This is a genomic window from Ruminococcus flavefaciens (assembly GCF_900116855.1).
GTDB classification, from domain to species: domain Bacteria; phylum Bacillota; class Clostridia; order Oscillospirales; family Ruminococcaceae; genus Ruminococcus; species Ruminococcus flavefaciens_R.
The window spans coordinates 14,593-34,791 of record NZ_UETD01000010.1 but is presented as its reverse complement, the minus strand read 5'-3'; the positions used below and the strand labels follow the sequence as shown (position 1 = coordinate 34,791).

The following is a 20,199-nucleotide window of genomic DNA, read 5'->3' as shown; positions in this document are numbered from 1 at the left end:
AAAAATCCGCCGTTATAACAAAATTATGCGCTTATTTTTGCACATTTCGCACAATAAAAAGGGACGGTAGCCACCGTCCCTTAAAATCATCATGTGAAGTACTTTACGCCGCTCTCGAATATCTTCTGATCCTTTTCGCCCTGAACATTCTTGCAGATGTAGCTGCCCTTACGCTCGGAGTGACCCATCTTACCGAATACTCGTCCGTCGGGAGAAGTGATACCCTCGATAGCCTCGATGGAGGTATTGGGATTGTAGCGAATATCCATTGTGGGGTTGCCGTCAAGGTCAACGTACTGTGTAGCGATCTGACCGTTCTTTGCAAGCTGCTGGATAAGGCTTGCGGGAGCTACGAAGCGTCCCTCGCCGTGTGAGATCGGAACTGTGTGGATATCGCCCACCTCGCAGCCGTAGAGCCAAGGGCTCTTGTTGGAAGCGATACGGGTATTTACCATCATTGACTGATGGCGGTTGATGGTATTGAATGTCAGTGTGGGAGCATCGTCTGCCATGTCGATTATCTCGCCGTAGGGCACAAGTCCCAGCTTGATAAGTGCCTGGAAGCCGTTGCAGATACCCAGCATAAGACCGTCACGGTTCCTGAGGAGGTCGTGAACAGCGTCCTTTATCTTGGGGTTGCGGAAGAATGCTGTGATGAACTTTCCGCTTCCCTCGGGCTCGTCACCGCCGCTGAAGCCGCCGGGGATCATAATGATCTCGGAGCGTCTTACCGCTCTCTCGAAGTAGCCTACGCTCTCCTCGATATCGCCTGCGGACAGGTTGCGGATAACGACTACCTCGGGCTTAGCGCCTGCCTTCTCAAAGGCACGGGCAGTATCGTACTCGCAGTTTGTTCCGGGGAATACGGGGATGAGGACTCTGGGCTTTGCGATCTTTGTGGAAGCCGAGAGCTGTATGCGATTGGGTGATGAATATGTCTGAGGAGTTGCATCCGTTGTCTTTATGCGGCAGGGGAATACGGGCTCCAGCTTGCCCTCCCATATTCTCTGGAGGTTATCCAGACTGAGAGTATAGTCGCGGCAGATGACCTTGTAGTCCTTGATGGTCTTACCGAGAACCTCCTCGCCGCTCTTTGCATCTCCCTTGAGCTCGATGATGAATGCACCGTAGCAGGGCTTGAACAGCTTGTCTGCTGAGGGCTGTGATGTGAACTCGAAGCCGATCTTGTTACCGAAGCACATCTTGGCAATGCCCTCTGCAAATCCGCCGTAGCCGTTTGTCCAGATGGCATTTGCTCTGCCGTCTGCGATTATCTTTTCCACCTTGTCGAAGCACTCTCTGATGCTGTCGAACTTGGGCAGACCGTGCTCGTCATACTCGGGAACAATGGTGATGACTGTGCTTCCTGCCTCCTTGAACTCTGTGGAGACTACCTTGTCAGCCGTAGCAGTTGAAACTGCGAAGGAAACAAGTGTGGGAGGAACGTCGATGTTCTCGAATGTACCGGACATTGAGTCCTTACCGCCGATAGAGCCGCACTCCAGTTCCAGCTGAGCCTTGAATGCGCCGAGGAGAGCAGCCATAGGCTTGCCCCAGCGGGTGGGATCGTTCTGAGTTCTCTCGAAGTACTCCTGGAATGTGAGCCAGCACTTCTTATATGAGCCGCCTGCTGCAACTACCTTTGCGATGGACTCGATAACAGCCAGCATTGCGCCGTGGTAGGGAGACTTCTCGGAAATATCGGGATTATAGCCCCAGCCCATGAGCGAGCAGGTATTGGTCTCGCCCTTGAGGACGGGTATCTTTGCTGCCATAGCCTGTGAGGGGGTCATCTGGTAAACTCCGCCGAATGGCATGAGGACTGTGCCTGCGCCGATAGTTGAGTCGAACTTCTCGATAAGGCCCTTCTGTGAGCATACATTGAGGTTTGACATGAGCTGTGACCATGTCTCAGCGCTGTCGGCAGGCTCTGTCTCGGAAGTGAATGCAGGTCTCTCGATCTCGATGTCTGTATACTTGGGAGCGCCGTTTGAATTGAGGAACTCGCGTGAAAGGTCAACGATGGTATTGCCGTTCCAGTTCATCTTCAGTCTGGGTTCTTCAACAACGTCGGCAACGAGGGTAGCCTCAAGGTTCTCCTTGGCAGCCTCCTCCATGAATTTATCAAGGTCCTCGGGAGCGATGACAACTGCCATTCTCTCCTGTGACTCGGAAATAGCTATCTCGGTACCGTCAAGACCGTCATACTTCTTGGGCACTGCATTGAGGTTGATAACGAGACCGTCTGTCAGCTCGCCGATAGCAACGGAAACGCCGCCTGCACCGAAATCGTTGCAGCGCTTTATCATCTTAGTTACCTCGGGATTGCGGAACAGTCTCTGGAGCTTTCTCTCCTCGGGAGGATTACCCTTCTGTACCTCTGCGCCGCAGTTCTCAAGTGACTCGAGAGTATGTGACTTTGATGAACCTGTTGCACCGCCGCAGCCGTCGCGTCCTGTCTTGCCGCCGAGGAGGATAACGATATCTCCGGGAACGGGTCTCTCTCTGCGGATATTCTCAGCAGGAGCCGCACCGAGAACTGCACCTATCTCCATACGCTTTGCAACATAGCCGGGGTGATATACCTCGGCAACATGGCCTGTTGCCAGACCGATCTGGTTACCGTAGGAGCTGTAGCCGTTTGCCGCGCCCACTGTGATCTTTCTCTGGGGGAGCTTGCCTGCGATGGTGTCCTCAACGGGTACGAGAGGATTGGCTGCACCTGTTACACGCATAGCCTGATATACATAGGAACGTCCCGAAAGAGGATCACGGATAGCTCCGCCGAGGCAGGTAGCCGCACCGCCGAAAGGCTCGATCTCTGTGGGGTGGTTGTGGGTCTCGTTCTTGAACATGAGGATCCAGTCCTCCTGCTCGCCGTCTATATCCACCTTGATCTTTACAGAGCAGGCATTGATCTCCTCGCTCTCGTCAAGGTCGGGAAGCTTTCCGTCAGCCTTCAGCTTCTTTGCTGCAAGGGTGGCGAGGTCCATAAGGGTCATGGGCTTGTCCGTTCTGCCCAGCTCCTCGCGGACGTTCACATACATATCGTATGTATCCTTTATATAAGGAGTATCTATCTTTACGTTTTCAACATTTGTGAGGAATGTGGTGTGACGGCAGTGATCGGACCAGTAGGTGTCGATCATGCGTATCTCGGTAATTGTGGGGTTGCGCTTTTCCTCGTTGCGGAAGTAGTCCTGACAGAACTTGATATCGTCGTAGTCCATGGCAAGTCCGAACTTGTCAACGAAGGCATGGAGTCCGAAAGCGTTGAGGTTGATGAAGCCCTCAAGCTCCTCAACTGTTGTGGGGATATCATAGTTTGTATCAAGAGTCTTTACAGTCTCCAGTGAAGCCTCGCGGCTCTCAACGGGGTTGATGATATAAGCCTTGAGCTTTGCGAAGTCCTCGTCGGTGATAACGCCCGAAATTATGTAAACTCTGGCATTTCTCACGCGGCAGCGCTCGCCCTGACGGAGTATCTGTATACACTGCTCACAGCTGTCGGCTCTCTGGTCGAACTGTCCGGGGAGGTACTCAACTGCGAATACGCGGTCGGACTCTGCCACCTGAGGAAGCTCGTCATATACCACGTCAACTGCGGGCTCGGAGAATACTGTGCTGATGGCAGCGTTGAAGTCCTCCTCGCTGAGCTTGTCTGCATCGTATCTGTTGAGGATACGGACGCCGGAAATGTTAAGTCTGAGGGCAGTTTTTATATCGCTGAGCACGGACTGTGCCTCAACTGCAAATTCAGGCTTTTTTTCAACGTAAATTCTGAATACGGACATAAAGATCTCCTTTCGGTCAATTCATAATTCATAATTCATAATGCATAATGAGCGTATCGGCTTCGCCGATAATATCAGAAACATGATCATTTAAGATCATTCGCCGCAATTATGAATTATGCATTATGCATTATGCATTTTATAAAGCATTATGCATTAATACAGGTCGCCGACGGGACTGCCGAAGCAGCAGTCGTGACCACACTCTTCTATTATAACACTAATTATCTGATTACGCAAACTTTTTTCGGGATTTTTTCTCGAAATCTTTATTAATGTATAATCGGGTGCATATCCGCGGTGAAATTCTGGTGATTTTTCGCGTTCAAAGAGTACGGGGACTGTTTTTCCCACCTGTGCGCGGAGGTACTCCTCGCGCTTTTCCTCGGCGGCAGCTGTCATCTCCTGCCAGCGCAGGGTCTTGACGCTCTCGGGCACCTGTCCGCTCATTTTGTCGGCTTTTGTGCCCTTTCTCCGCGAATATCTGAAAACGTGGACCTTCGCAAAGCCAACGCGGCGCACAAAGTCCACGGACTCGGCGTGATCCTCGTCGGTCTCCTGCGGAAATCCCACCATTACGTCTGTGGTAAAGGAGCAATCGGGGAAGATGCTCCGTATGTGCTCTGTCAGGGCAAGGTACTCCGCGGCGGTATATCTGCGGTTCATGGCTTTCAGCGTCCTCTCGCAGCCGCTCTGGAGGGACAGATGGAACTGGGGACAGAACTGCGGCAGGGCTCTCAGTCTCGTGAGGAGCTGCTCCGACATCATCTCGGGCTCCAGCGAGCTGAGCCTTATGCGCTCTATGCCCTCTGTGGCGGCGCATATCTCCGCGGCGTCCGCAAGGTCCGCACCGAACTCCCTGCCGTAAAAGGCAAGATTTATGCCCGACAGGACTATCTCCTTCACACCGCCCTCGGCAATGGCTCTCACCTCGCTGCGGAGAACGTCCAGCGGCTTTGAGCGGCACCGTCCCCTCGCATAGGGTATCATGCAGTATGAGCAGAACTGGTTGCAGCCGTCCTGAATCTTCACGAATGCGCGGGTATTGCTGTCAAAACGGGTACACTTCAGGGGCTCGAAAATGTCCTCTGAGCTGTAATCCGAAAGCTCCACTATACGCCTGCGCTCCGCAAGGCAGCTCTGCACCATTCCCGCGATCCTGCTCCTGTGCTTTGTTCCCGCGATAATATCCGCCTCGGGAAGCTGTTCCGCCTCCTCGCGGTTTGCCTGCGGATAGCAGCCTGTCAGAGCTATGACCGCATCGGGAAGCGCCGCCCTTGTCCTGCGAAGTGCCGCAAGGGCTCGGCTGTCGCCCGACGAGGTAACGGTGCAGGAATTTATCACCACGGCGTCGGCACCCTCGGGGGAGTCGGCAATGGCAAAATCGGCTCCGCGAAAGAGCTCCTTCATGCATTCGGTCTCGTAGTGATTGACCTTGCAGCCAAATGTTATAAAATATACTTTATACATAATTCTCCTTATTTTTACTATTTGTCGGAAGGTACGTCACTTTCCCCTCACTGGAATTGTGCACAATTATTACTCCCTGTTTTTATGCACTGTTAATAGTTTATCCTCTATTAATAAAAAACACCGCCCCTATATCAATCATATATACCAAAATGACGAAAATTCCAAAAATGGCTTGACAGCGCCGATTAGAAGTGCTATTATATAACTGCGGTCGGGAAAAGCCGCATGAAAAAGAAATAAACAAGAAAAAATCCATTCGCACACCCGTACATCTGAAAACAGGAGGTAAAGTATGACTAAAACAACTGTTAATCTTCAGGCAATCAATGACGTAAAGGAATTCGTCAACATCGTTATGAAGTATGATTTCGATATTGACCTCGTTTCCGGAAGATATGCTGTCGATGCAAAGTCGATCATGGGTATCTTCAGCCTCGACCTCTCAAAGCCTATCCAGCTGAATGCGCACACAGATGACGCTGACAAGTTCCTCAAAGAGATCGATAAGTTTATCGTAAAGTAAGATAAATAACAGAAAAAGCAAAAGGGATATGTTCCGTAAGGAATGTATCCCTTTTCTTTGTTATTCAGTCCTCTGCGTGTATCTCGCGGATGATGTTGCCGTTGTTCGCGTCTATGTACACCTCGGTCACGTCGTCGTCAATGACAGGAACTATCCACGCCAGTACGGGTCCCTCCGCAATTGTCAGCTGCGGCTTGGCGCCCTTGTCTGTCTTATATTTGTCCGCGGCACACTTCACAGCCTCTGCCTCGCTGACCTTCGGATCTGTGCTGAAGCCCCAGAGGTCGGTATAATGGCTGTTGAGCACTACTGCCCTGCTGCCCTCGTCATAGTCCACCATAAGCTCCACATATCCTGCCTGCATACCGTCGCAGTACTGGTCAAATCTGTAATCAATCTTGTGGTTATATTCTGTAGCGCCGCTGTACTGAAGCTCGCTGTATACGTCGATATATCCCATTATCTGAGAATATGAGGCGATAAGATCAAGGGCTTCCCTCTCGTTGTTCACGGGATCGTCGCTGAGGACTCCCTGAATTATCTTCACCTCGTCGGTCTCCTCGTCTCTGGTGACGTAGACCTGCTCCTCGCCGCTCATTGGTGTTATATCCTCGAGAGTTCTCTGCTCCACAGCCCATGACTCGGGTCTGTCGGCAGCTCCGCTGCCCTTGCGCGAATGGGAATCTCCCGAACAGCCGCTCAGCATCACTGCCGCAGCAGTAACGGCTGCCGCCGCGATAATCGTCTTTTTCATGTCAGCACCTTCATTCCGTTATTGTCTGTTATAATAATCTATACCGCCGTTTGGACGGAAATACGTCCTTATATAGCCGTCTGTGGACAGTATAACGAACTCGTTGGTAGACTCTATGTAGTAAACTCCGTCGCCGTCCTCCGCCTCGGTCTTGTGAAGGGCTGAAGAGTTGTTGATAACGTCGCTGGCGCCCTTTTCGTAGTCAGCTGCCGAAGCATAGTCAAAATCCCCGTCAAACTCCGAGCCGTGCTTCTCGAAATGCTGGTTGAGGAGCTTTTTACTGCGGAAGTGATACTCCACATAGGTCCCGTCATCGCTGTCGAATACCGCCGTGGTGGTAGTTGTATCGGTATATTCATCCTCGGAAGAAGTGGTCTTTTTATTCTTGTTCTTGTTCTTTTTGGTAGTTGTAACGCTGTCCTCATCTGCGGCGGAGGTGGTCTTCTTCGCCTTTTTCGTGGTGGTCTGTGCCTTGGTGGTCCACTCCACTATGCCTTCTGTTGTGGTCTCCGCTTCTGTATGCGGTCTCTCGATATAGCTGTCATTGTGGTCGGTGCAGCCGCTGAGCATTGACGCCGCTATTACTGCCGCTGCCGATACTGCGGCAAAAAACTTTATTTCTTTCATTTTCTGACCTCCTCACATAGCTCTTGTAAATACATTATACAGCAACTCAGCAAAAATATCAAGCAAAAAATTGGTTTCCCTTTTATTGCGAAACGGAAACAATCACACTTTGTCCTATAAGTCAAAAAACAGTATGAAAATTTGTTGCAAACGATAATTGATACTTCGCCGCCGATATGCTATAATAAAATATGAACAACTTTTGAACGGAGGCTGTGCTATGGTCGCAGGTATCATCGACAGTGTTAATAATACCCGTTTCTGGGAGGAGTCTATCGGAGAAGCCTTTGAGTGCGTTCTGACAGCCGATGCGGCAGGTCTCCCCGACTGTGATATCATTCTCGTTTCCGAGGAGTATTGCAGCGGCTCGGTAGGCTCTGTCATCAGCAGTATACGCAGCTCGGAAAGGCTCCGCCGTATCCCTACCGCCGCAGTTACCTCGGATACAAGCGGCGAAAATCAGGAGATACTCCTTGCCATGGGCTTCGACGATATAATCCGTCTCCCCCTCTGCGGTCAGCTGCTTCTGAGAAGGGTCAGAGCACTGAACGCTCTCCCTCCCCGTGAGGACTCCGACAGCGAGGTGTCCTTTGAAAAGCTCCTTGCCATGAGAGACCGTGATACGGGAGCTTTCTGCGTCCGCTCCAAGGACTTCGCCAACATCTTCCGCTTCGTCATGAGGATACTGGAAAGAACGGGAAGGTCAGCTCAGATGCTGGTCATGTCCCTTTCCTGTGACAGCAGCCGATCCCCTGCCTCCCGTCATAAGGTCATGCACACCCTTTCCGAAGCGGTAAGGCTCTGTCTACGCAGAGGAGATATGGCGTCGGTCTGCGGCGATGACAGTGTGATGGTGCTCCTCATCGGTGCCGATGACGACGGCGGTCATCTGGTGGCAAGCCGTATCGTAAGCAGCTTTTACAGCGAATGCGACGACGGTGCATTCGAGCTCAGCTACGATATCAAGGAAGTTGGCAGCAAATAGTTATTTCGGGCGGAGATTTTCCGCCCGTTTTTATTGCAGCAGTGCGGAAAGCCGCCCTCGGCGTTCCACAGCCATTAGCGCGCAGGGACGCCCAATGGGCGTCCCTGCAAAGCATATATAGCCGCCATGATTATGCATTATCAGACCAGCTTTATGTCAAAGCGCTCCAGCCAGCAGTTAAGCTGCAGGAAATAGGCTATGGTCTGGGGAAGGTTCATGAGCTGACCGTACCACTGGACATGGTCCTCATGCCGCAGCAGCCGTTCAAGCTCCTCACGCTTCACAAGCTCCGTGAGCCGTCCGCCGCTGTCAAGTACGCTCCTCAGTCTCTCCGTCACAATATCGAGGAACACAGGGTCGTGAGTCTTGGGGTAGGGGCTCTTTTTCCGCCATAATACCTTCTCGGGAAGCCAATCCTTCATGGCTTCCCGGAGAAGTCCCTTTTCTCTGCCCTTGTAGTCCTTGTACTCCCACGGCACGTTGTACAGATACTCGGCTATGCGGTAATCGCAGAAGGGCACCCTCACCTCCAGTCCGCTGTACATGGACATCCTGTCCTTGCGGTCCAGCAAGGTCTGCATGAACCAGTGGAAATTCAGCTGGGTCATCTCCCTCATGCGGTACTCAAGAGGACTGTCATCGGGGAGCTTCATGGCGTAGTCCGCTGTTCTTCGGTAGGCAGAGTAGACGTAGTCCACGGCGTCTATCTCACGGGCATACCTGTCGCAGAGGAAACGGCTGCGGTAGGCTGTGCTCTGCGCCCACGGAAATCCGTCGGTCATGCGGGTATTCTCGTCCCTGTACCACGGATAGCCCCCGAATATCTCGTCGGCACACTCCCCCGAAAGGGCGACGGTGCCGTATTTTTTTATCTCGCGGCAGAACAGCAGCATGGAGGAGTCCACATCTGCCATACCGGGCAGTCCCCGTGCTTCCACCGCGTCATCAAGAGCCTTTGCAAGGTCGGCAGTGTCAAGGACGATGTTATGGTGGTCGGTGCCGAGATATTCAGCCATGCAGGCAATGTACTCGGGGTCGCTGTCGGGCTGGAAATGACTGCTGCAGAAGTATTTCTCGTTGTTGCGGTAGTCCACGGACAGGGTGGTGAGCTGTCTGCCCTGCTTCTTCAGCTCCGCTGCCGCCACGGAGGAGATGAGGCTGGAATCAAGTCCTCCCGAAAGAAAGGTACACACAGGCACATCCGACACAAGCTGACGCCTTACGGAGTCCAGCACAAGCTCGCGGACGTGCTCGGCGGTGTCCTCAAAGCTCTCATGAAGCTCATATGCCCTCAGCCGCCAGTACTCCCACAGCTTCGTTCCCTCGGCGGTGTAGTATCCGCACCAGCCCGGCTTTACCTCCTTTACGCCGCGGATAACGCCGCAGCCCATTGTCCGTCCCGGTGCCATGAGAAGAAGCTCCGCCGCCCCAACTGCGTCTATCTCATGGGGAACGAGAGGATGCTCCAGCAGGGAGGGCAGCTCGGAAGCAAAGATGAGCCGTGTTCCCGTATCATAGTAAAACAGGGGCTTCACACCTATCCTGTCCCGTGCAAGGAAAAGTCGCTGCTCCTCCTCGTCCCAGACCGCAAGGGCGAAGATGCCGTTGAACCTGTCAACGCAGGTGCTTCCCCATTTTATGTAGCTTTTCAGAACTACCTCGGTGTCGGAATGAGTGGTGAAGTCAAAGTCGCCTGCAAGCTCACGCCTAAGCTCCTCCGTGTTGTAGAGCTCGCCGTTGTAGACTATGGTGTACCGCCCGAAGCTCATGGGCTGCCTGCCGCCGTCTATGTCGATGACTGCAAGCCGCGTATGGATAAGGGCTGCCTGACGCTTCAGCACCATGCCGCGCTGGTCGGGTCCTCTCCGCAGCAGGGCGTGCTGCATTTTTTCGTATATCTTCATGTCCTCGCGCATATCCTCGATGAAGCTGACAGCTCCTGCAATTCCGCACATATCTCTCCTCCGCCGCTTTTCGGCATACGGTACGCCGTTTTGTCAGTATCATTATATGAAAAAGACCTCCGTTTGGTTACGGAGGTCTCTGTGTTTATTCACTTCTGTTTGCGGAGTCCCGACTTTATGCCGTCCATTATGATGTCACGCGCCTTTATGGCTTCCTCCTTGGTAAGGGGAGGGGTATCCCCCAAGGGGTAATCAAGTCCCAGCTCGGCGTATTTCGGCTTCGCCATATCATGATAGGGCAGTACGTCCAGAGCCTTGATATTGCTGAGAGTGGAGAGAAACTCCCCAAGCGCAAAAAGCTCCTCATATTTATCGGTGATGCCCGGCACTACCACATGGCGTATCCACACGGGTATGCCCAGCTCGCGGATATGCTCCGCAAAAGCAAGTATATTGCGGTTCCCCTTGCCCGTCAGCCGCTTGTGCTCCTCGTTGTCTATGTGCTTTATGTCAAGCATGACAAGGTCGGTGTACTTCAGGGCTTCGTCTATCTTCTCATGGTGGGCAGGGTCATATACCCCTGCGGAGGTGTCAAGGCAGGTGTGGACACCCTTGCTCTTTGCAAGAGCGAACAGCTCTGCAAGAAACTCGGGCTGCGCCAGCGGCTCGCCCCCTGTTGCGGTTATTCCTCCCGACTTCAAGAACTCCTTATAGGAGTCATACTCCTTCATCAGCTCCTCTGCCGTTACCTCTCTGCCCCCGGAAAAGTCCCATGTATCGGGATTGTGGCAGTATTTACACCTCAGCGGACAGCCCTGAAAGAATACCACAAAGCGAACTCCGGGTCCGTCTACCGTTCCGAAGCTCTCCGTTGAATGTATGCGTCCTTTCATCTGCTGCACCTCTGTCTTATATATTTCATGAGGGCGCGTTTTTCGTTGATAAGGCGCTCCTCCATAACAAGCTGTAATATTTCTTCAAGGACCGTTCCTATCTCCTCGCCCTCAAGTCCGAGAGCCATGAGGTCGGTGCCTTTTACGGCAAGTCCCTTTATACTGCGGCATTCGTTGTTTGCTATCATTTCCCGTGCCATTTCCATATAGCTGTCAAAAACGTGGTTCTCGTCTGCTACAAACGGATTTTTCGCGGAGTTATCGCACTTTTTCAGCTCCATGAGCTTGAAGAAAAGCTTGTCGCCCATTACGGACAGCATCTTCTTTACGTCCGTCCTGTTTTTCAGCTTCTTGCTGTGATAGGCGATGAGCTTAACTGTGTCGGCGATAGTGCGTTTGTCATAGCGGAGCCGCTTCATTATTTTCTCGGTCATTTCCGCTCCCACGCGGTCGTGCTGCTTGAAATGTCCCCTGCCTGTCTCGTCAAGCTTCATGCAGGGTGGCTTGCCGATATCGTGGAAGAACAGCGTCCTGCGGAGAAGCAGGTCCTCCTGCGGAGCCGCCCCCATGGCGCGTATCATGTGCTCCCAGACGTTGTACTTATGATAGGGTGAACGCTGATCCAGACCGATGCAGGGCTTGACTTCGGGTATCACTGAGATAATGACGTTGCTGTACTCCATAAGGACCTCAACCGCATTCCTGCCGCAGATGGTCTTGTCAAGCTCCTCCCTTATGCGCTCACGGGAGATGTTGCTGAGCTGTGAGTTCATATCGTATATGGCTCTTGCTGTCCTGACGTCTATCCTGAATCCCAGCTGAGAGGAAAAGCGTATGGCGCGCATTATACGCAGGGCGTCCTCAGCAAACCTCTGCTCGGGCGCTCCTACGCAGCGGATGAGCTTTCTTTCGATATCCTCCCTGCCGCCGAACGGGTCAACGATATTTCCGTGCCTGTCCATAGCTATGGCGTTCACGGTGAAATCGCGGCGTGCAAGGTCATCAGCTATATCCGTAGTGAACTCCACGCTGTCGGGGCGGCGGTGGTCGGTGTACTCTCCGTCTATCCGATATGTAGTTATCTCATAGGGCACATCGCCGCAGATAACGGTGACTGTGCCGTGTTTGATGCCTGTGGGTATGATCCTGTAGCCGCTGAAGGCTTCCATTATCTGCTCGGGAAGGGCATTTGTGGTTATATCGGTGTCATGTATCTCTCTGCCCATTATCCTGTCGCGGACGCAGCCGCCTACCATATAGGCTTCATAGCCATTCTGTTCAAGCACCGACAGTACCTTGTCGGTATTCTTATCGAGTTCCAATACAGCTGCCTCCTTTCTGTGATGAATAATGGTTTACTTCTTGCTCAAAAGACTGCGCTTCTTGACGTTCACAAGGGCTGCGCCGAAAAGCAGGTACATCTTCGTCTGGTCTGCCCATTCGGATACGCCTCCTGCGAACTTATAGTCCTCCATGAGGTCCATCAGGCATACATTCAGCAGTACCCTTGCAAATACGGGCACAAATGCAGCTACTATGAGCCATCTGCTCTGATTTATGGTGTAGTCACGCCGCGTGAGCCTGAACATGAATATGAGCAGCAGCACCACAAGCACTGCGGAAAAGAAGTCCAAAGCCACTGTGCCGAAAAAATATCCGTCCTTTTGCGGGAATGCGTAGATATTATCACGGGTGTGCGCCAGAAACTGCACTCCCTCCGCCGCCATGCCCGTTACGGGAAGTATGCCGAGATAGGGCGAGCGGTCGAACAGGACTATCAGTACAGTAAATACTGCAAATGCCGTCGGCAGCAGCAAGTACCTGAATATAAAATCGGGAATGTATATGGGGTGTCGTGCGTTTTCCAGCTCAACAGAAAAATCCCTGATACCGCTTGTCAGCAGCAGAGCTGCAAATACTGCCGCTGCGGCAACTACTGCTGCATATACTGCCATGCCCATCTTTCTGCGGTTTTTCTTATCAAGCTCATCTATCTCCCTGCATACGGGGCAGCTGAGCTCTCCTTCGGGTATCTCGCTGCCGCATTTAGGGCATATTCTTCTCATAGCTTCCAGTCATCACACAGTTTATGGATTGCCTCGGTGAGCTGACGCATATCTGCATTAGTCCTTCCGTCAGAGTCCTTGATGAGTGCGGAGAGACGCTCCGAAGCTGCCAGAAGGTCGCTGTAAGCGATACTGTAATTGGCGGTATTTTTCCTCTTGGGTATCGGTATGGGCTCGGCATCTACGGTTATGACGTTCTCGGCGATGTCGAACTCGGCTCCGCTGTACGGAACGTAGACCTCTGCTCCCAGCTCGTCACGGAGTCTCTGTGCGAAGCTCTCGGAGGAGCTTGCCTCGCCGTGGTTTACGAAGAAGCGCTTTACTCCCGAAACTGCCTTTGCCCATGCAAGGAGACCGTTGACGTCTGCGTGTCCGCTGATACCGGGAAGCTGTGTAATACGGGCGGCAACCTTTACGGTCTCGCCAAAGAGCTTTACCCTCTTGGCGCCTTCGATAAGTGCTCTTCCAAGGGTATTGCTTGCCTGATATCCAACGAAAAGTATGGTGTTCTGCTTCTTCCAGAGGTTGTGCTTGAGGTGATGCTTGATACGTCCTGCCTCGCACATACCGCTGGCTGAGATTATCACCTTGGGACGTTCATCACTGTTGATGGCAACGGAGTCGTTGCTGGTGACAGTGCGGATAAGTCCCTCAAAGGCAATGGGATTTATGCCCTTGCGGACAAATGAGAGGGCTTCCTCATCGTAGCAGCTCTCGCGGTTGCTGATAAATATATCCGTTGCCTCATTGGCAAGGGGACTGTCCACATATACGGGGAAGCCGTCGTGGCCCTTTACAAGTCCTTCATTCTTGATATGCCTTATGAAATAGAGCATTTCCTGCGTTCTGCCCACAGCAAATGAGGGGATTATGACGCTGCCGCCGCGGTCAAAGGTCTCCTGAAGCACCTTTGCAAGAGATGAGGTATAGTCGGTGGGGCGGTCGTGTACGCGGTTTCCGTAGGTGGACTCTATCATAACGTAGTCCGCAGCCTCGATGAACTGAGGGTCGCGGATAAGTGGCTGCTCGGTGTTGCCGATGTCGCCCGAGAATGCAATGGTCTTGGTGACGCCGTCCTCTGTAAGGGTGAGGAGTATGCTTGATGAGCCGAGAAGATGTCCTGCATCGCGGAACAGTACCTTTATGCCCTCAGCTATCTCCACCTCGGTATCGTATTTATGAGGAATGAAAAGCTCGATGGCTCCGATAGCATCGTCCATGGTGTAGAGGGGCTGATAAGGCTCCTCACCTCGTCTGGCAGCCTTTCTGTTGCGCCATTCTGCTTCAAATTCCTGAATGTGGGCACTGTCGCGGAGCATTACGCTGCACAGGTTTGAGGTAGCCTCTGTGGCGTGTATCTCCCCCTGAAATCCGCCTGCATATAGGAGAGGAAGAAGTCCCGAATGGTCGATATGTGCGTGGGTAAGGAGCACAAAGTCGATATTTGCAGGCGCAACAGGCACCTGTACATTCTCATATATGTCCTCTCCCTGCTGCATACCGAAGTCTATGAGGAACTTCTTGCCGCAGGCTTCTATATATGTGCAGCTGCCCGTTACCTCATGGGTAGCGCCGATAAAAGTCATTTTCATAGAATAACCTCCTGTGATAAATCAAAATTTAGCTTCGCTAAATTTTGATTTGAGTGAATAGTGATTAGTGAATAGTGAATAGTTGTGGTGTCGCCTTCGGCGACGTTATTTAAATAATGTGAGCGCAGCGAACACATTAACTAATCACTAACCACTATGCACTAATCACTATTAGCGCTTGCGCTAAATTATGATTTACTATATTATAACACATTTGATTGCGGATGTCTACATTGAATATAAAATACTGCTCTCATTTAATGATAAACGATAAATATTTATCGTAAAAATTGTACAAAGACTGCCGTTCCGAGGACTGCCATTTATATGCAAACATACAATAATTAACGATAAACATTAAAAATCCATTGACAAACGTTAATACCCGTGATATGATATAGTCACAGAAGGGGGGACGCCTCCGAAAGGAACTACACTGTTCAAAAAGGAGTAATTATTATGAATAACGAAAAAATGATCTCAAAACTCAAAGTCATCAGCAGAATATCAGTAGTCGGCGTCATCGCCTATATCGCTCTTATGGCTTACCGCTACCTGCCCGATGTGGTAAACGGCTTCATGGACGGCTGGAACTCATACGACGGAGGCGAAGCTGCCGCTGACGAAATGCCCGTGTGGAAGATACTCACTGCTGTTCCCTGCGGTATCGCCTTTGCAGCAACTCTGATAATCATTATCGTTGCCGGACTTCAGCTGCTTTTCAGTCTCAGCAAGGGCAATTCACCTTTCAACGAAAAGGTAAGCAAGTCCATCAAAAATCTGGGAGTCAGCTGTATCGTGTTCGAGATAGTAAGAACGTTCCTCATGTTTGTCACCCTCGACACCGTACACATCGGTATGCTGTGGCTGGCAGGACTTGTTTTATGTGCATTCTCGCTGGTTTTCCGCTATGGAACAATTTTACAGAAAGAGTCAGATGAGACATTATAAGGAGGCTTAACAATGAGCAGATCAAACGTAGAAGCAAAAATAAAAGAGAGCAGTCTCGCCATAATGATAATATCTTTGATCGGCGCTGCCCTGACAGCCTGTGCAGGCTTTTATCAGCTTTTATCAGATACAGAAAGAATATCCGACGACTATGTCAAAAAGATGATGCTAAAGACAGCTTTATCAAACATCATATGCTCCGTCATACTTATTATAGCAGCTGCCATTTTCTATAGGATAGCCAAAAACGCCAGACCTTTTACTAATGGCAATATCACCGCTATCCGCATAATAGCACTGCTGTTCCTGATAAATGCAGTCCTGCCGTCGATAATCGTGGGAATGTATCTTGGCTTCGCCAAAATAAGTATTATTGGCTCAGGCTCAATATTCAACGCAGCACTGTGTTTCTTCTTCGGTGAGATACTGCGCTACGGGAACCTGCTCCAGACCGAGTCCGACGAGACATTATAAGGAGGGCGCTATGGATAAGGAGAAGCTTACAAAAAAGATAAAAAAGCTCAGCAGGTTTACTTTCTATGCAATGTTTTTTTACTGCATACTTAACTGCTGCGACATCTGGCCCGACAACGTAAAACGACACAATGTGCATATGGACATCAACGATATGCCCCTATGGAAAGGCATACTTTCCATTGCCGCCATTTTCTTCCTTGTGGTAGGCGTGGTGGGCGCGTTCATCTCCGCCATGAAGACTATGTCATATCTCAGCAAGGGCAGGACGCCCTTTACCAAGAAGATCGCAAACCGCGTCCGCGATCTGGGAATTTACTTCATCGTTATGGAGATAGCCTGCAATGCTCTGGTATTTATAGGCTCGGGAAAAATCGAGCCGGACCTGTTCTGGCTGGCAGGACTGGTGCTTTATGCGTTTTCCGTAGTTTTCCGCTATGGCGCAAAGCTCCAGAAAGAATCGGACGAAACATTATAAAACAGGAGGGATTATTAATGGTAAATGCAACAGTATCAAACAAGGACAAGAACGTAGAGAAGGTGAACACACTGGGCAAGGTCAGCGGGATAATGCTGAATATAGCCCTCACCGCACTCATCATCGGCATGGTGACCTGCATAGTGATGTCAATATATTTCTGTACACTGCCTAAGGACGCAGTGGCTCTCAAGGGCGATTTCAAAGGCAGCGTGACCGTCAGCCATGAGCTGCCCGAAAAGTTCATCGTAATAAATGAGGAAGACGTGGAAGTCGGCAAGGAAGGCAGACAGCTGAAATACTCCGTTACCGAGAACAGGGACGAGGACAACAACAAGGTCTATGACATAAGCTTCCTGCTGGACAAGCTGACGGGAACCGAGCTGAAGCTGGTGGCAGCAGGCGCAATGGCGCTGATAGCTTTATCCCTGCTGATACTCAGTATCATCGTCATCTTCGGCAAGAAACTTGCAAAGGCACTGGCAACCTGCGACTCGCCCTTTGAGGACAATGTGCTGAAAAAGATGAAGTCATTCGGTTTTTCGCTTATCCCATGGGCATTATACAAGCTTATAGTGGGAAATCTCGGCGGTATCACAACGGTCATCTTCGTGCTCATAGTTCTGCTGTTCATCAGCGTATTCAACTACGGCGCAAAGCTCCAGCGCGAGTCCGACGAGACACTGTGAGGTGGGAATATGTCGATAATCCTCAGACTTGACCGCGTTATGGCGGACAGAAAAATGAGCCTTAACGAGCTCAGTGACCGCGTTGGCGTCAGCAACGTTAACCTCTCCAAGCTGAAAACAGGAAAGGTCAGCGCTATTCGCTTCTCCACCCTCAATGCCATCTGCAAGGTGCTTCAGTGCCAGCCCGGAGATATCCTTGAATTCATCGATGACGACAAGGAGTAAGGCAGCTGCTCCGAAGCCGTTAGCCTTTAGCTTTTAGCCATCAGGAAGCGGAACGCCGCCCCTGCAATGCCAACTTCCGGGACGCCGACAACGGCGTCCCCTACAATGTGCTAACGGCTTAAATCAGCCAAATACAAAGCCCCTGAGTGTTTGCGGACACTCAGGGGCTTTTTTATATCACATAATGTATTACTTGATGATCCTTACTCTGATAACGCCGTCTACTGCGTTGATCTTGCCCTCTACTGTGGGCGGTACATCACCGATGATATCGAGCATTGTGTAAGCAAAGTCCTTCTTGCTTGCATTTACCATGTTCTCGATATTGAGTCCCTCATTGCCTACTGCTGTTGTGATGGAAGCAATAGTTGTGGGAACGTTCTTGTGGATGATGCAGATCTTTGTGCCGACTGCGTTCATTGAAGCGTTGGGGAGGTTTACGGAGTTCTTGATGTTTCCGTTCTCGAGGTACTCGATGAGCTCCTCAGCTGCCATTACTGCACAGTTGTCCTCGCTCTCGGGTGTGGAAGCACCAAGGTGAGGAAGAACGATAACGTTCTCAACGCCGAGAACTACGTCATCAGCAAAGTCTGTAACGTACTTTGCTACCTTGCCGTCAGCGATAGCCTTTACTACTGCCTCGCTGTTGATGAGCTCGCCTCTTGCGAGGTTGATAAGACGAACGCCGTCCTTCATCATAGCGATCTGCTCAGCATCGATAGTGTTCTTTGTCTGAGGAGTATAAGGCATATGGATCGTTATGTAGTCGCTGTTTGTGTAGATCTCGTTGATATCGGAAACGATCTTTACTGTAGGATCGAGGTGGAGAGCTGCTCCGATGGAGATGTAGGGATCGTAGCCGATAACCTTCATGCCCAGAGCCTCTGCTGCGTTTGCGATCTTACCGCCGATAGCGCCCAGACCGATGATACCGAGGGTCTTGCCTGCGATCTCGGGACCTGCAAACTTGGACTTGCCGCCCTCAACTGTCTTGGGAGCGTCGGGTGTGCCCTTCAGTGAAGCTGCCCATGTAGCTGCCTCAACGATCTTTCTTGAAGCAAGGAGAAGTGCGCATACTGCAAGCTCCTTAACTGCGTTTGAGTTGGCACCGGGAGTATTGAATACACAGATACCCTCCTGTGCGCAGCGCTCAACAGGGATATTGTTTACGCCTGCACCTGCACGGGCAATTGCGAGAAGGTTGTCGCCGAACTGCATATCGTGCATCTTTGCGGAACGTACCATTATAGCATCGGGGTTTGCAATTTCCTCGGCAACAGCATACTTGCTCTTGTCAAATACATCTGTTCCGACTGCTGATATCTTATTTAATGTCTGGATATTGTACATTTCAGTAAACCTCTTTCTATGTTTTTTTGAAATGCATAATTAAGAATTCATAATTGCGGAGCTCGCTACGCTCGATATATCAAGTATAAAAAGTCACTGTAATTATGCATTATGCATTATGAATTACGAATTATTACGAGTTTTCTTCCTCGAACTTCTTCATGAAGGCTACCAGCTTCTCAACGCCCTCGATAGGCATTGCGTTGTAGATGGAAGCTCTCATGCCGCCTACTGTTCTGTGACCCTTGAGGTTCTCGAAGCCTGCTGCCTTTGACTCAGCAACGAACTTCTTGTCAAGCTCCTCGTTGCCTGTGATGAAGGGAACGTTCATGAGTGAGCGGTCCTTCTTCTCAACTGTGCCCTTGAACATCTTGCTGCTGTCGAGGAAATCGTAAAGGATCTTAGCCTTCTTCTCATTGTGAGCCTTCATAGCCTCGAGTCCGCCCATCTTCTTGATCCACTTGAATACCTTGCCGCATACATAGATGCCGTAGCAGGGAGGTGTGTTGTAGAGAGACTCGTTGTCAGACTGTATCTTCCAGTCCATCATTGTAGGTGTGCACTTGAGTGCGGGGCCGTCAGCGATGAGGTCCTCACGAACGATGATGATCTGAACGCCTGAAGGTCCTACGTTCTTCTGAACGCCGCCGTAGATAACGCCGTACTTTGTTACGTCAACAGGCTCTGAGAGGAAGCATGAGCTTACGTCAGCTACGAGCTCGTGACCCTTTGTGTTGGGGAGCTCCCAGAACTTTGTTCCGTAAATTGTGTTGTTCTCGCAAATGTAAACATAGTCTACATCATCGGGTATATCAAGATCTGAGCAGTCAGGGATATATGAGAATGTCTTGTCAGCAGATGAAGCTACTCTTACTACTTCGCCGTACTTTTCAGCTTCCTGTGCAGCCTTCTTAGCCCACTGACCTGTGATGATGTAAGCAGCCTTGCCCTTCTTCATCAGGTTCATGGGAACGCCTGCGAATACCAGTGAAGCGCCGCCCTGTACGAAGATAACCTTGTAGTTGTCGGGGATATTCATGAGGTCGCGGAGATCCTTCTCTGCTTCCTTGATGATCTCATCGTATACCTTTGAACGGTGAGACATCTCCATTACGGACATTCCGCATCCCTTGTAATCCATCATTTCATCTGCACATTCCTTGAGCACTTCCTCGGGAAGTACTGCAGGACCTGCACTGAAGTTGTAAACTCTGCTCATTTTAAAAACCTCCAAGTTTGATATATGAAATAGGTAGTATTTGCCATACAATATAAATTATACTCCTTTGTCCCCCATAAGTCAATATATAAAAATGATTTTTTTGCCTCTTGTTAAATATTCGTCAAATGCCGCAAAAAACAGCATGACAAAGGGGAGCCCCCTTGGGCGAAATCGTGGCATAAAACTACCGAGCCCATAA

18 protein-coding genes are annotated in these 20,199 nt (G+C 50.8%); 7 read left to right on the top strand and 11 right to left on the bottom strand.

Annotated elements, in window-relative coordinates:
• Nucleotides 1-89 precede the first annotated feature (89 nt).
• Complete coding sequence (locus tag DSZ37_RS11355; RefSeq protein ID WP_109727024.1) at nucleotides 90-3,794, bottom strand: phosphoribosylformylglycinamidine synthase; 3,705 nt, start codon at nucleotides 3,792-3,794, stop codon at nucleotides 90-92.
• Between the two features lie 156 nt (nucleotides 3,795-3,950).
• Nucleotides 3,951-5,264: a tRNA (N(6)-L-threonylcarbamoyladenosine(37)-C(2))-methylthiotransferase MtaB gene (gene mtaB, locus DSZ37_RS11350; protein ID WP_109727023.1), complete on the bottom strand. Its 1,314-nt coding sequence runs from the start codon at nucleotides 5,262-5,264 to the stop codon at nucleotides 3,951-3,953.
• 295 nt (nucleotides 5,265-5,559) lie between these two features.
• Here mtaB and DSZ37_RS11345 point away from each other — a divergent pair, with 295 nt between their 5' ends.
• Complete coding sequence (locus tag DSZ37_RS11345; RefSeq protein WP_109727022.1) at nucleotides 5,560-5,790, top strand: HPr family phosphocarrier protein; 231 nt, start codon at nucleotides 5,560-5,562, stop codon at nucleotides 5,788-5,790.
• Nucleotides 5,791-5,854: 64 nt separating this feature from the next.
• Here the strand turns inward: DSZ37_RS11345 and DSZ37_RS11340 are convergent, their stop codons facing one another.
• Both DSZ37_RS11340 and DSZ37_RS11335 read right to left on the bottom strand, forming a co-directional pair.
• Nucleotides 5,855-6,544, bottom strand: a complete 690-nt coding sequence (locus tag DSZ37_RS11340) for a PepSY domain-containing protein (protein ID WP_109727021.1) — start codon at nucleotides 6,542-6,544, stop codon at nucleotides 5,855-5,857.
• Nucleotides 6,545-6,562: 18 nt separating this feature from the next.
• Nucleotides 6,563-7,171: a hypothetical protein gene (locus tag DSZ37_RS11335; protein WP_109727020.1), complete on the bottom strand. Its 609-nt coding sequence runs from the start codon at nucleotides 7,169-7,171 to the stop codon at nucleotides 6,563-6,565.
• Nucleotides 7,172-7,391: 220 nt separating this feature from the next.
• Here DSZ37_RS11335 and DSZ37_RS11330 point away from each other — a divergent pair, with 220 nt between their 5' ends.
• Nucleotides 7,392-8,156 carry a hypothetical protein gene (locus DSZ37_RS11330; protein ID WP_109727019.1) on the top strand — a complete coding sequence of 255 codons (765 nt, stop codon included), beginning with the start codon at nucleotides 7,392-7,394 and terminating at the stop codon, nucleotides 8,154-8,156.
• 140 nt (nucleotides 8,157-8,296) lie between these two features.
• On the opposite strand, the gene asnB is transcribed toward DSZ37_RS11330, so the two are convergent.
• The 5 genes from asnB to DSZ37_RS11305 form a co-directional block, all read right to left on the bottom strand.
• Complete coding sequence (gene asnB / locus DSZ37_RS11325) at nucleotides 8,297-10,111, bottom strand: asparagine synthase (glutamine-hydrolyzing) (RefSeq protein WP_109727018.1); 1,815 nt, start codon at nucleotides 10,109-10,111, stop codon at nucleotides 8,297-8,299.
• 98 nt (nucleotides 10,112-10,209) lie between these two features.
• The gene (gene pflA / locus DSZ37_RS11320) at nucleotides 10,210-10,953 is read right to left on the bottom strand and encodes a pyruvate formate-lyase-activating protein (protein WP_109727017.1); all 744 of its coding nucleotides are present in this window, start codon (nucleotides 10,951-10,953) and stop codon (nucleotides 10,210-10,212) included.
• Complete coding sequence (locus tag DSZ37_RS11315; protein WP_109727016.1) at nucleotides 10,950-12,275, bottom strand: CCA tRNA nucleotidyltransferase; 1,326 nt, start codon at nucleotides 12,273-12,275, stop codon at nucleotides 10,950-10,952. The genes pflA and DSZ37_RS11315 overlap by 4 nt, the downstream gene beginning before the upstream one ends.
• A gap of 33 nt (nucleotides 12,276-12,308) precedes the next feature.
• On the bottom strand, nucleotides 12,309-13,019 hold the full coding sequence (locus tag DSZ37_RS11310; protein ID WP_109727015.1) for a zinc ribbon domain-containing protein: 711 nt from the start codon (nucleotides 13,017-13,019) through the stop codon (nucleotides 12,309-12,311).
• Nucleotides 13,016-14,611: an MBL fold metallo-hydrolase RNA specificity domain-containing protein gene (locus DSZ37_RS11305; RefSeq protein WP_109727014.1), complete on the bottom strand. Its 1,596-nt coding sequence runs from the start codon at nucleotides 14,609-14,611 to the stop codon at nucleotides 13,016-13,018. The genes DSZ37_RS11310 and DSZ37_RS11305 overlap by 4 nt, the downstream gene beginning before the upstream one ends.
• 459 nt (nucleotides 14,612-15,070) lie before the next feature.
• Here DSZ37_RS11305 and DSZ37_RS11300 point away from each other — a divergent pair, with 459 nt between their 5' ends.
• The 5 genes from DSZ37_RS11300 to DSZ37_RS11280 are packed head-to-tail and all read left to right on the top strand — an operon-like array spanning nucleotide 15,071 to nucleotide 17,428.
• Nucleotides 15,071-15,562 carry a DUF2975 domain-containing protein gene (locus tag DSZ37_RS11300; RefSeq protein ID WP_109727013.1) on the top strand — a complete coding sequence of 164 codons (492 nt, stop codon included), beginning with the start codon at nucleotides 15,071-15,073 and terminating at the stop codon, nucleotides 15,560-15,562.
• A 12-nt stretch (nucleotides 15,563-15,574) separates the two neighbouring features.
• Entirely contained in the window at nucleotides 15,575-16,036 is a 462-nt protein-coding gene (locus DSZ37_RS11295; RefSeq protein WP_109727012.1) for a hypothetical protein, read from the top strand.
• Nucleotides 16,037-16,046: 10 nt separating this feature from the next.
• Nucleotides 16,047-16,514: an AbgT family transporter gene (locus DSZ37_RS11290; protein WP_109727011.1), complete on the top strand. Its 468-nt coding sequence runs from the start codon at nucleotides 16,047-16,049 to the stop codon at nucleotides 16,512-16,514.
• 17 nt (nucleotides 16,515-16,531) lie between these two features.
• The gene (locus tag DSZ37_RS11285; protein ID WP_109727010.1) at nucleotides 16,532-17,203 is read left to right on the top strand and encodes a hypothetical protein; all 672 of its coding nucleotides are present in this window, start codon (nucleotides 16,532-16,534) and stop codon (nucleotides 17,201-17,203) included.
• A 9-nt stretch (nucleotides 17,204-17,212) separates the two neighbouring features.
• Nucleotides 17,213-17,428: a helix-turn-helix domain-containing protein gene (locus DSZ37_RS11280; RefSeq protein WP_109727009.1), complete on the top strand. Its 216-nt coding sequence runs from the start codon at nucleotides 17,213-17,215 to the stop codon at nucleotides 17,426-17,428.
• A gap of 189 nt (nucleotides 17,429-17,617) precedes the next feature.
• On the opposite strand, the gene DSZ37_RS11275 is transcribed toward DSZ37_RS11280, so the two are convergent.
• Both DSZ37_RS11275 and serC read right to left on the bottom strand, forming a co-directional pair.
• On the bottom strand, nucleotides 17,618-18,778 hold the full coding sequence (locus DSZ37_RS11275) for a 3-phosphoglycerate dehydrogenase family protein (RefSeq protein ID WP_109727008.1): 1,161 nt from the start codon (nucleotides 18,776-18,778) through the stop codon (nucleotides 17,618-17,620).
• 133 nt (nucleotides 18,779-18,911) lie between these two features.
• Entirely contained in the window at nucleotides 18,912-19,997 is a 1,086-nt protein-coding gene (serC, locus tag DSZ37_RS11270) for a 3-phosphoserine/phosphohydroxythreonine transaminase (protein WP_109727007.1), read from the bottom strand.
• Nucleotides 19,998-20,199 lie beyond the last annotated feature (202 nt).